This window comes from Acetobacter sicerae (genome assembly GCF_011516765.1).
Classification (GTDB): Bacteria; Pseudomonadota; Alphaproteobacteria; order Acetobacterales; family Acetobacteraceae; genus Acetobacter; species Acetobacter sicerae.
Genome location: NZ_JAAABN010000016.1, coordinates 24,106 through 35,308, shown reverse-complemented (window position 1 = coordinate 35,308; position 11,203 = coordinate 24,106). Strand labels below are relative to the sequence as shown.

Annotated in this window: 12 protein-coding genes; all 12 read left to right on the top strand. The window is 61.5% G+C overall.

Annotated features, from left to right (window positions below):
• Positions 1–31 precede the first annotated feature (31 nt).
• Entirely contained in the window at positions 32–1,222 is a 1,191-nt protein-coding gene (locus GVI59_RS14625) for a hypothetical protein (protein WP_242013129.1), read from the top strand.
• A gap of 12 nt (positions 1,223–1,234) precedes the next feature.
• On the top strand, positions 1,235–1,780 hold the full coding sequence (locus tag GVI59_RS14620) for a hypothetical protein (protein WP_061274767.1): 546 nt from the start codon (positions 1,235–1,237) through the stop codon (positions 1,778–1,780).
• A gap of 97 nt (positions 1,781–1,877) precedes the next feature.
• Positions 1,878–2,354, top strand: coding sequence for a hypothetical protein (locus GVI59_RS14615; protein WP_173574909.1), 477 nt, complete (start codon positions 1,878–1,880; stop codon positions 2,352–2,354).
• A 13-nt stretch (positions 2,355–2,367) separates the two neighbouring features.
• Positions 2,368–3,033 (top strand): hypothetical protein, encoded by a 666-nt coding sequence (locus GVI59_RS14610; protein ID WP_173574908.1) that lies wholly within the window; start codon positions 2,368–2,370, stop codon positions 3,031–3,033.
• A 13-nt stretch (positions 3,034–3,046) separates the two neighbouring features.
• Entirely contained in the window at positions 3,047–6,130 is a 3,084-nt protein-coding gene (locus GVI59_RS14605; RefSeq protein ID WP_173574907.1) for an ATP-binding protein, read from the top strand.
• 106 nt (positions 6,131–6,236) lie between these two features.
• A complete protein-coding gene (locus tag GVI59_RS14600) occupies positions 6,237–6,695 on the top strand; it encodes a DotD/TraH family lipoprotein (protein ID WP_061274761.1) in 459 nt (152 codons plus the stop codon).
• A complete protein-coding gene (locus GVI59_RS14595) occupies positions 6,688–7,728 on the top strand; it encodes a type IV secretion system DotC family protein (RefSeq protein ID WP_173574906.1) in 1,041 nt (346 codons plus the stop codon). The genes GVI59_RS14600 and GVI59_RS14595 overlap by 8 nt, the downstream gene beginning before the upstream one ends.
• Positions 7,725–8,888 carry a type IV pilus twitching motility protein PilT gene (locus tag GVI59_RS14590; protein WP_173574905.1) on the top strand — a complete coding sequence of 388 codons (1,164 nt, stop codon included), beginning with the start codon at positions 7,725–7,727 and terminating at the stop codon, positions 8,886–8,888. Before GVI59_RS14595 ends, GVI59_RS14590 begins: the two co-directional genes overlap by 4 nt.
• Complete coding sequence (gene icmT, locus GVI59_RS14585; protein WP_173574904.1) at positions 8,888–9,136, top strand: IcmT/TraK family protein; 249 nt, start codon at positions 8,888–8,890, stop codon at positions 9,134–9,136. The genes GVI59_RS14590 and icmT overlap by 1 nt, the downstream gene beginning before the upstream one ends.
• Positions 9,133–9,555: a hypothetical protein gene (locus tag GVI59_RS14580; protein WP_173574903.1), complete on the top strand. Its 423-nt coding sequence runs from the start codon at positions 9,133–9,135 to the stop codon at positions 9,553–9,555. The genes icmT and GVI59_RS14580 overlap by 4 nt, the downstream gene beginning before the upstream one ends.
• The gene (locus tag GVI59_RS14575; protein ID WP_173574902.1) at positions 9,552–10,061 is read left to right on the top strand and encodes a lytic transglycosylase domain-containing protein; all 510 of its coding nucleotides are present in this window, start codon (positions 9,552–9,554) and stop codon (positions 10,059–10,061) included. The genes GVI59_RS14580 and GVI59_RS14575 overlap by 4 nt, the downstream gene beginning before the upstream one ends.
• Entirely contained in the window at positions 10,058–11,203 is a 1,146-nt protein-coding gene (locus GVI59_RS14570; RefSeq protein WP_173574901.1) for a secretion/conjugation apparatus DotM-related subunit, read from the top strand. Before GVI59_RS14575 ends, GVI59_RS14570 begins: the two co-directional genes overlap by 4 nt.

Sequence of the window (11,203 nt, the reverse complement as noted above, 5' to 3'; positions counted from 1 at the left end):
CTGTCCTCTCCATCAGAAGGCAGGATTCACCATGACATCAGCCGCCATCGCTCCGACGCCCCGGGATCCGTTCAGCGCGGACAGGGGTATCGGCCCGCTCCCTTTCCGCAAACTCGGCACGGCCCCCGATCCGGACTCTTCATCTGAGCCTGAGGAGACTGGCGAAATACGGGCCGAGGTTGAATCGGGTGCCGCAGAAACAGCGGAAAAAGCCCCTTCCTCTGCGCGCGTTATCGCCCGTCTCACGGCGCTTCCTTGCCGCAAGCAGCTCATGATAGGGGGTTCTACGGCCGTCACGGGCCTGCTCGCCGTATTTCTGTTTATCAGCCTCTCAGGGCGATCAACGCCTCCCGTCGGGCAGGAGGTTGGTGTTACGCCCGCTTCCGTTCCGCCAGCTCAGATAACGGCCCAGCCGATGAGCAAGCCGCCCCTCGTGACGCCGCAGCCTGTCCAGACCGCTCAGATCGCACAGCCGCAGGCTGAGAGCGATGATCTCAAGGCGATGCTTGCGATGAAAACGCCGCCGCATCCGGTGGTCAGAGCGCCCGATGCAGCACCGACACCGCCAGCGGCAAGCGCTTCCACACAAAAGCCTGACGCGACACCTGTGAGAAGCACTCCGGCCGAAGACGCGGTTCATAAGGCGGCACGCCTGCAGGCGGCTCCCATGACGCCTGATGATCAGGTGCAGGTGCTTCAGCTCGTAACGGAAGAAGCCGCCCTTGTGCAGCGGACCCGCAGCGAGATCGAGACCCTGCGGCAGGATCTCGATCGCCTGCGTATTTCGGACACGGCGAAGTCCGCAGATCTGAATCGCCGCATGTCTCTGCTCGAAGCGAAGAAGGCGGTCGCGGATGCCGAGGCCCCTCCCTCGGACGGGCTGGCGGCGACGCGGGCCGCAGCGGAGAAGGCACGGGCTGCTCTTGAAGCCGCGCTTGCTGAGCCGCATTCGGCAGCGACACCGGCTAAATCTGTGACGCCTGTGCCATCGAACGTTCGGGAGACACCCCTGCCGCCGCCAGCGACATGGATGCCGCGCTATCGGATCCTCGCCGCATCGCCCCAGCTTGCCATGGTGCAGGATGACGGGGCACCGGCGGGACAGGCTTCGCAGGCCGAGGTCCAGATCGGCACGGATTTGCGGGGGTATGGCCGCGTGCGCGCAATTTCACAGCGCGGAACGCTCTGGGTGATCCAGGCCGAACATGGAACCATCCAGTAAGGACAACGCGCCGTGCAAGGTCTGGTCAATCTTGTCAATGATCTCGCGCTCGGAATGGCCTGGCTTCTGCCCATGGCCTGTTACATTGCGGCGTGGATTTCCTTTCTCACAGGAGCCTGGGGTCTGTGGCAGCAGCGCCAGCCCCAGAACCCGTTTGTGGGCAAACCGTGGGTGCCGTGGCTGGGGATTGTTCTCTCAGGTGTTTTTGCTGCGTTTGACAGGATCCTTACCAAATCAAGCGCTTCGACCGGTCTCGGTACGCAGGTCGCACTCGGGACGTCGGTCACCGGCTATACAGACGCCACCGCTAACAGCGTGATTTCCGGCACAGGGCCGGAAGACGCCATTCTGTCAATCGTCAGCGACTTTGCGCTGTTTTTTGAAATGTTCGGGGCCTGGGCTGCATTTATGGCAGTCGTCGCGTGGAACGCCTCGGCGACCGGAAAGACAAATCGCTCAAAACTGAGCTGCCTGCTGCAGTTCATCTTCGGTGTGATTCTGCTCAATCCAGTCAAGGAAGCGACATGGATCCTCAGTCACTGGACAACGTCGAGCTGAAATCACTCTTTTCTTGAAAAAAGCGTTCGAAGTCGCATGTTGGGGCCGGACAAATGCTCCTGAGGGACATGATCCCTCTCTCAATGGAGCCCTGAACATGAACCTCTCTCACGTCAACATGATGGTGCCGGCGCGGGTGTCGCGTCCGGCACTTGCGCGCAACGGATATGGCCCGCGTGCCACCGTCGCACTGGGCGCACTTTCTGCCCCGCTTCTCCTCGCCGGTCATGCCTTTGCCCAGACTACAACGGGCAGCACGAACGGCATCGGCGCGCAGATGCAGGCAACAGCCCAGGAAGGCCTCACGGCGGGCGGATTTGTCGCCGCAGCCGCAATGTATATTGCCGCCTTCATCTGCTTCATCGCTGGTGTCTGGGCGGCATGGCAGAGCCGCAACGAACAGAACCGTAGCCCGGGGAAGGTCGGCATGGCCGTTGCAGGCATCGTACTGTGCGGCCTTTTCGCAACCGGCCCGCAGTGGATCAACAAAGCCGCCAATACGGCATCGGGTGGCGCGGCGACCGTCGGCACCGAGGCGAAAGCCTACACGTTCACATCCGGCAGCGGCGGGTAAGGCACGGACTGAAATGGCCCGCTCCACCTCATCTTTCCAGATACTGCCACGTCCCTGGGATCCGTCAGCGCTCAACTCCGGGGAGGCGGTGCCGGGCCATTTCACCTGTGCCTGCTGCGGCCTGGCCACAACCGGCCGCAGTTATTTCTGGAACAACGACAGGCGCGGCTCCGGCCGCGTCTGCGCTGTCTGCGACATTCTGCAGAACCTGACACGTCCGGCAATCGAGCGCGAAGCCGTACTCGTATGGTGGCCGGAGTTCCCTCAGACACGGATCATGACTCTGGTCCGCTGTGCTCATCAGACACTCATCGGGGCACTCGGAGACGATGGAACCGGGCGAAACACTGCATGGCATCGTCTGATCGATGCGATTGCGACCGGAGCGGACGCAGGCATGATCCCCGTGCGCTGCCAGGCGCCTGTCTCTGTTCTGCGTGCGCTTCAGGCGCGGAGCGTCGAGGCCCGGCGCCGCCTCGAAACAACGTCTCCCCGCTTACTGGCGACCGCTCTGCTGATGGCGAACCGGTCTGAGCCTCAAACGGAAGCCAGCATCGCTAATCTTCTGAAGGGTCTGCGGATTCTTCCCCTCGGCCGTCTCTATGACGGCGCGACCGACATCTATCCGGCGCTGCTCCGGGAATGGAACAACGCCGGTCCCGCACACGCCATTTTATAACAGGACGATATTGATGGGTGGCATCCTTTCCGGTCTGCTGGCGAGCATCAGCCTCGGGCTGCGCCAGCCCCTGACCTCCTTCTGCGACGTAGAGAGCACACACGGCGAGCATCTCGTCACAAAACGCGGCGAGTATATCTCCATGCTTCGCATAAACGGCCTGCGCCGGATGTGTACCCGCCAGGAAGTGGAGGCTCTGGCTGAACAGCAGCGTATCGAGTTGCAGGGACTCCTGGAAGAGCGCGGTCATGCCATCGTCGGCTGGTACATCTCTGATCCCGAGAGATCAGGCATCGAGATTGACCGCCTCAGTCTTGATGGCTGCCGTTCGATTGCCCGTCAGATTGGCGCTGATCTGACAGACGTGATCGGTGAGAGGCGGCGCCGCTGGCCAAATGTCATGCGCTGGGAAGCCACATACTATGTCCTGTGGACAAGACCCAGCGTTCTGACGCGAGAGGACCGTAAACAGGTCGCTGAGGAGCGCAAAGCCCTCGCCGCCCAGTTCCCGCGTGTCGGAGACAGCCAGCGCTTCGCGGTACGATCAGACATCATGGCCGCCCGGCACGAGTCATTTATCTCGCGTGTGCAGACAACGATGCAGGGTTTTGATATTTCCTGCGAATTCCTCAATCCGCATCAGGCTCTTCAGGTTGCGCGCGAGGCGATCTACCGTGAAACGGCTGGCTCCGCATGGAAGCCGACCCTGCTGGGAGACCGGGTTATGCCGCGTCTTCCCGACGATCTGGACGATCCGAAGCCTCACCCACAAGGCCTGCTCTGGCCCGCCATCCGGGATCAGATTTTCAACGCCGACGCGGAAACGAAAGGCGGCCAGCTCGTCACGGTCGGCGATTACACGTACGCCCCGGTCGATATGGCAATCGGCCCCGAAGATCCACGACCCTTTGCGGAATTGTCCAGCGTGCTCGGGCGTAAACGGTTGCCCTGGCGAAGCGCAATGATTCTTGAAGGAGGCGGACGTGCCGCATTCGGATTCAAGGAAGCTGGTGCAGGGTTTCTGGCAATGTTCCCGGGAAACGGCGACATCCGCCGCGCCTTCGCGACGCTCAAGCACGAGCGCCAGAAAAACAACCACAATTCCGTACGAATGAGGATGACGGCCACAACGTGGGCGCCAATCGGGGAAGACGCGAAACTGCGCCGACAGGCTTCGGATCTCGCTCAGGCAATCGACGCATGGGGTAACAGCAAGACGACGCGCATCTCCGGCGATCCGCTGGAGGCTGCCATGGGGTCTGTCCCCGGCCTCTCGCTCGGTTCCACTGCCACGTCATCGCTTGCGCTGGTCGGTGATGCGTTTGCAATGATGCCCTGGGCGCGTAGTGCGTCACCCTGGCAGAGAGGTTCCATTCTTTTCCGTAAGCCTGATGGGTCAATCTGGCCTTACGATCCGACCGGGGGAGGCCTGCGCCCATCCGTTGTGGACATCATCGTAGCGCCGCCTGGTGGGGGCAAGTCCGTTCTCGCCAACACCATTCTGCTCGGACTGATCCTCAGCAGTGCCGCGATCAGCAGCCACGGAACGAAGCTCCCATTCATCGGTAAGCTCGACATCGGACCATCCTCGCGTGGTCTCATTGAGATGCTGCGCAATGCGCTCGGTCCCGAGCGTCAGCACGAAGCCGTCTACGTCAAGATGCAGGCGATTCCGGGGTTTGAGGTCAACGTCTTCGATACGCAGGTCGGGCTGGAATATCCGCTGCCGCTTGAGCGCGTTTTCCTGCAGAATTTTATCTCGCTTCTCGCCACGCCCCTGGAAGGTAAGCCGTGGGAGGGAATGGATCATCTGGTGGAGGATGTGGTTGATGAGGCCTATCGGCTTTGCACCGGCGTCCAGGGTGGCGCTCCGAAGATTTATACTCCGGGGATAGAACCTGAGGTCGATGCGGCAATCATGTCACTTGGAATCAGCCTTCCCCATCATGCCGGTGAGGACGAACCGACCTGGTGGCGCGATGTCGTTAATGCCCTTATCGACGTGAAGGAGTATCGTCTCGCTGGCTTCGCCCAGCGTCACGCGGTCCCCATCCTGCAGGATCTTCTGATGGCGGCCCGCAGTCCCGAAATCGAGAAGCGGTATTCAAAGATCACGCTGGAGACCGGTGAAAGTCTGATCGACACGTTCGACCGCTACATCATGAACGTGATCAAGAATTTTCCAATGCTGGCGTCGCCCACAAAGCTAGATATGGGCAACGCGCGCGTAATCGTTCTCGATCTCGCCGAGGTGGCACCCTCGGGTTCGCCGGGAGCGAACCGGCAGACGGCCCTGATGTACATGCTTGGCCGCCAGATTCTGGCCCGGAATTTCTTCCTCCATCCCGATTACGCGGATGACCCGAATATGCCCGCGTCCATGCGGGACTATCACCTGGCGCGCTTCACCGAAATGTATGAGACGCTCAAACGTCTCGACTTCGATGAATGGCACCGGACGGAACCTGCACCTCAGGTAGACCGACAGGCAGTGCGTGACGGTCGCGAAGGTCGAAAGCATAACGTCCAGCTCTGCTTCATTTCGCAGAACCATACTGACTTCAGTGAGGATCTGTACAAGATTTCAACGGCCCGATGGGTGCTCAAATGTGGCGATCAGGAGACAGCGGACAGCCTCATCAAACGATTCAAGCTGTCTGATGCAAGCGCCTATGTTATCCGGAACGCATTGCCAGGTCCGGGGAAAGATGGAGCCCCGTTCTTCGTGGATATGTCTGCCGGCGAAGCAAAATATGAGCAGCTTCTGATTAACGTCTTGGGACCAATTGAGCTCTGGTCTTTTTCCACGACACCAGGGGACACTGCTCTGCGCGCACGTCTTTACAAACGGATCCACTTCGCCCGCGCTCTGCGAATGCTGGCGACTGTGTTTCCCTCAGGTTCAGCAAACAGCGAGATCGAGAGGAGAAAGAGTGACCGCATGAACGATCTCGGGCTCGCTACTGAGGAAGCATTCGTCGGGGTTCTGGACGAACTGGCCGACGAAATCGTGGAGGGAAGGGGTGTCGCGGCAGGCCTGTATGAAACGCTGCGTGCCATTGACGAGCATCAGGAGTTCGCCATCGCCGCTGAATAGATTCCGATTTGCAAAGAAATGCGAAAAAAGCGGTCAGATGACCGCTTTTTTCGTCTCAGGTCGCAAGATGCCATCCGAAGCTTCTCTTCATTATCCGGAGAAGCCCATGAAACGCCCTCTGCTCATTTTCCTTCTGCCCGTCGCCCTCAGCGCCTGTGCCGGAAAGCTGCCACCGCCTTCACCCGTCGCGACAACGGGCATGGCCAGTCCAGAACTGGCGCTGCAACGATCAATCGCAGCGACCACCACCGATCTGCGGGAACTCGGGAATATACGTCCGACACCGCTGGCGGCGCCAGCCACGTCTGTGCCGCTTCCGGATGATCTGACCCGTCGTATCTGGTTTGCCTGGAATGGCCCGCTCGGGGATGCCGTCACGAAACTCGGCCACGAGATCGGCTACACTGTGACCATCACCGGCCGCACCCGCACGCTCCGCGTCACGACCAACAGCGTCGCTCCCGTCGTGGACATCCTGCGCACCCTGGGCGAGGAAGCCGGTGAACAGGCCACGGTCTCCGTCGATCCGCTTCGTCACGCAATCACGGTGGCCTGGCATGCGTAAAATCACACTCCTTCTTTCCACAGCCCTGATCGCCGCCGCGACGGGTCGTGTGGTTCATGCCGCCCCAGCCTCTGTCGGCAAGGTGGTGGTCGAAGAAGGCCGGCACGCCGTGCTGCCAACGTCGTCTCCTTCGCTTCCGGCAGCCCCGAGCGGCACGCTTGTACCGATACCGCAGCCGCCTCAGCCTGGAGCCGATCAGGTCGATCAGGCAGATCCGGCTCTCGCCAATCCGATCAACAAACCCGTAACGGGTGCAGCTACACTGGATGAGGTGGTCGGCGGCGAGGCACCGCCCTCACTCGAAGCACTTCAGAATGCGCGGCCCAACGACGAGCCAGGCGATGACCTGAAACCCGGCAGAGGCGCCCAGCTCCGGGAAGCCGCGCATACTTACGGCGCACAGGGCGGGCTTGCCGCCCGGGCCTTCGCGATCAACGAAATGCTGCGCCGATACGAAGACACACTGGATGCAACCTATGATTTCCGATCCATCGTGCTTCCGGTCGGCGGCGGTCAGGCGCTGATGCAGCCCCCGATCGTCACCGAAGCACAGATGGCCTTCGCGCTGAACGATACAGGCCAGGTCGCGCATGAGACGGAATGCGTCTTCGAGATCACCCGCGAGGCGCAGCTCACCTCGGCACCGCCCAACTGGCGCACCTATCTGGTCCGGACGTGGGGAAAGCCGCATCATCCCGTCGCGGCCGTGCTGCCCCAGACAAAGGCCGAGGTGACACACTGGAACCAGTGGGTTGCCGAAGGCTGGGCGGACGGAGAAAAGCAGGCGACCGAGATTTTCCTTTCCGATCTGTCCCGTCTGCAGCGCGATATTACCGGAATGGCCCGTTACCGGGTGCTGCTCAATGCCGGCCGGGTCGAGGAGCCCCGCGTGGTCTTCGAGCATCAGGACGCCGTTGGGGGCGGTGACACGCTGCACCTGAACGACCGCACCATCCGGATCACCAGCCAGCCCGGCCTGCAGGGCCATATCCGGCGTCGTAACGATTACGGGTATCCGGAGCACTGCCGATGAACGTCATTGCTCCCATCGTGACAGAAGATCGCTGGCCAGACGAAGGCAAAAAGGAATTCGCCTGGGTGGAAGAGCGGCGTCGCAATGCGCCGGGTCTCGACTCTCTTCTTCGCTGGGCGCACAGCCTCGGCGCGTCACGCATCGACATCAAGACCGGACACCTTGTGACGATCAAGGTTCATGGTGTGATCCGCTTTGCAACATGGAAGACAACGGACTCCCTCACTCTGGCCGACATCGTCGGGCATGTTTACGCGTCGGACGGCATGGCCATGCTGGGCGTCGGCCATATTCTCGACACAGCCTACAGCGTAGCGCTGGATCGCAAGGTGAATCTGCGCTTCCGCATGAACCTTACCCCGATTTCGGTAAAGCGCGGGGCAGGTGTTCACATCATCATGCGTCCAATTCCCGCGCGCCCGGCCAGTCTCGATCAGCAAATGGTCGAGCAGGAGATACGCGACACCAACAAGCTCAAGAGCGGCATGGTGCTGTTCGGCGGCGCGACAGGTTCGGGCAAAACGACGCTTCAATTCGGGCTCGCCATCGAAAAACTTATGGACCCGACTGTATATTGCGACATGGCGACCGGTGAGGAGCCGATTGAGTTCCTGCTGGATGATCTGCGTCCGCCATCCGGTTCAAAGATCAGCCAGACCGAAATGCGACCGCCCACCATGACGCTGCCATCCTTCACCCGCAGCCTGACACGACGGGAAATGACGGATGCCATCATCGTGGAATCACGCGACGGGGACACCATGACGGCCGCCATCAACATCGCGATGATGGGAGGCATCCTCGGAACAACGATCCACGCCGACAGCGTCTCACTGATGATCCAGCGGGCGATTGCGCTGTGCCCGCCCTCGGAACGTGACAATCTCGTCTCGGCTCTGGCTCAGGCGCTGCGCTTCTGCATCAACCAGCGCCTTGTGCCCCGCAAGGGCGGTGGCCGGATTGCAATCCGGGAATTCCTGACCTTCGACCGCGATCTCCGTCGCAAGCTGACCCGCACCGAACCGACGGACTGGCCCGATGTGGTGTCCGATGCAGTCGAGGCGCAGGGCCAGTCCTTCGGCCAGGCCATCCGCAAACTGCTCGAAGCCGATCTGATCACCGAAGACACCGCTTTTGCGGAAGAAAGGAGAGATGCCTGATGTGGCGCGCTACGGCCTACCCCGTGCGGGTATTCATTCTGGATGCCCGCAGCTGCTTTCCCATTCTCATTGCGGTCACGCACTGGAGCCTGACCACGCTGATGATCGCGATCTTCGGTGTCGTGTTCTTCGGCACCATCTCGTTCTTCGGGCTGACACTGCCGGCCGCGATCCGCTCCATGCGTCGCTTTCTCATCGGTCCGGTGCGCACCGCTCTGCCGACGTGGCGCAGGAGGCGGTATTCATGAGCACAATCAGTCTCCCGGCCATCAGTGCGGCACTGGCGCGTCTGCTGGCCGAGACCAGCAAGCCGGTCGAGCTTGTTGATCGAAAGACCGGGAACCGGATTGCCGTGCCCGCAGAGGACGCGGCGCATCCGGACGCCTACCTGCCGGTCTTCCTGGTCAGCGCGGAAGCGCTATGGCTGGAGCTGACCGGCACCGGCTTTGATCTCGATGTCCGGCCGACGCCTGCGAGTTCCCTTGGCTATGCGGTGCGCGACGTCCGCGCGGGCTCCTTCACCGTGATCATGCTGTGTCTGATCGACGTGACATTGCGCCTCGCAGAGATGGAAGATGCGCTGGTCCTGAATCATCTGATCGATTTCTGGGGCGAAGCCCACGGGCGGATCTCCGATGTCGCACCGGCCCTGCAGGGGGCAACATGAGCCCCCGGATCGCTCTGGCGGTGGTCGCCGCCCTGTCCTTTTTCTCCGTCAGCCCAGCCGCTTACGCCCAGAGCGCCGAAGAGAATGGTCGGCAGATAGCCGCCTGCCTCAACGCCTCAGCAAAAAATGCAGGCGTACCGCGCGGCGTCCTGCTTGTCCTGCTCTATGTCGAGGATGGGCATCCCGGAATGGTCAGCCCGAACAGCAACGGCACAGCGGATCTCGGCCCGATGCAGGTCAACACGGCATGGGTCGATCGTATCGCCCGGCGCTGGCACAGCACGCATGAGCGGGCATACGCAGCCCTGCGCGACAGCTCCTGCGCCAATATAGAGGCCGGCGCGTGGATCCTGGGCCAGGCGATGCAGGAGACACGAGGCGATTTGTGGCAGGCCGTGGCCTTCTATCACTCGCACACGCCCCGTTACGGCGAGGCATATCTCCGGCGCTTCTATGACATCACGCAGAGATTGATGATCAGAATCCGGAAAGGGGAACGCTCATGAGCACCAGCCGTGTCCCGTGGTCATCGAGCGATGACTATCTGCTCTTCTCCTCGATCATCATTATCGTCGGGGTTTCGCTGTTCAGCTACATGGCATGGAGCATGTGGCATACCGAGATCAGCGCTTTCTATCTGCGGGCGATGATCGGGCAGATCAGTCTCTTGCACACGTCAGATCCGGATTTGCTGCGATTGAAGTTCCAGCTTCAGGCAGCGCAATATCGTCCGGATCTCGTTCGGGCGGTCCAGCTCTATTACGGTCTGGCGATCCTCGGAAATGCCGTAAAGTGGCCAGTGGCCATTCTGATTGCAGGTATGGGCGGTCTGTGCATGTGGCGTGCCGCACCCAGCCGCTTTGCAAAGGCTCTTGATCTCGAAGGACTGATCGCCGTCCAGGCCGAAATGTTTCCGACGCTGAAAGGCTTCGTCCGCCGCCGTCTGGACAAGCTCGTTACGCCCGCCGACGGTGCACCGCTCCCGGCAGATCCGGCGCTCACCCGCGCCGAGTGGGGAGCCCGCTTCGCAGTCGATGCGCAGGGACACTACAGCGAGGTCGGGGCACTCGATGCTTTCACCCGGCAGCTCGGACGGCACTGGTCCGGAGTCAGTGCGGCGTCACCTGTCGAGCAGGTGCTGCTGGTCGCCTTTGCGATGCACTATCTCCAGAAGCGCCAGGAAGCCCTTGCCCTGCTCGGAGACCTGTCGACCAGTCTGGCCGATGCAGGACTTGATGGTCCGCATGGTCCTCTCGTCCCGCTCACCGTGCCGGATACCGTTCTGCAAAGTGCCCGGTCGGCCCTGAAAAACGGGGAAATCGCAAACTGCATCGAGACGGTCTGCGAGCGTAGTGGCTGGACCGTAACCGCTCTCATGACCCTGCTGCACGAGGCCCGTCGGCGCGCCGGCGTGCTGGCGCCCCCTTCTTTCGCCATCGTGAAGCTGATCGACCGGCCGCTCTGGTACGCACTGCACGCTCTCGGCTTTCCCTCGGAAATTGCCGCCGAGGATCTCCATCCCAACCCGCGCATCGAGGCGGCGGGCGCCAGGGCGCACTGGGACGAAGAGCGGCGGTATCAGCGTCCAATCTACACACCCGCCCTCGAAAGCGCGCTCGCCATTCTGCGCCCAACCCCCGAAGCATAA

Excerpts from the sequence above, each read along its gene's own strand:
- GVI59_RS14570 (WP_173574901.1), top strand. The coding sequence starts at position 10,058 with ATGAGCACCAGCCGTGTCCCGTGGTCATCGAGCGATGACTATCTGCTC.
- GVI59_RS14595 (WP_173574906.1), top strand. The coding sequence starts at position 6,688 with ATGCGTAAAATCACACTCCTTCTTTCCACAGCCCTGATCGCCGCCGCG.
- GVI59_RS14600 (WP_061274761.1), top strand. The coding sequence starts at position 6,237 with ATGAAACGCCCTCTGCTCATTTTCCTTCTGCCCGTCGCCCTCAGCGCC.
- GVI59_RS14615 (WP_173574909.1), top strand. The coding sequence starts at position 1,878 with ATGAACCTCTCTCACGTCAACATGATGGTGCCGGCGCGGGTGTCGCGT.
- GVI59_RS14625 (WP_242013129.1), top strand. The coding sequence starts at position 32 with ATGACATCAGCCGCCATCGCTCCGACGCCCCGGGATCCGTTCAGCGCG.
- icmT (WP_173574904.1), top strand. The coding sequence starts at position 8,888 with ATGTGGCGCGCTACGGCCTACCCCGTGCGGGTATTCATTCTGGATGCC.
- GVI59_RS14605 (WP_173574907.1), top strand. The coding sequence starts at position 3,047 with ATGGGTGGCATCCTTTCCGGTCTGCTGGCGAGCATCAGCCTCGGGCTG.
- GVI59_RS14580 (WP_173574903.1), top strand. The coding sequence starts at position 9,133 with ATGAGCACAATCAGTCTCCCGGCCATCAGTGCGGCACTGGCGCGTCTG.
- GVI59_RS14610 (WP_173574908.1), top strand. The coding sequence starts at position 2,368 with ATGGCCCGCTCCACCTCATCTTTCCAGATACTGCCACGTCCCTGGGAT.
- GVI59_RS14575 (WP_173574902.1), top strand. The coding sequence starts at position 9,552 with ATGAGCCCCCGGATCGCTCTGGCGGTGGTCGCCGCCCTGTCCTTTTTC.
- GVI59_RS14590 (WP_173574905.1), top strand. The coding sequence starts at position 7,725 with ATGAACGTCATTGCTCCCATCGTGACAGAAGATCGCTGGCCAGACGAA.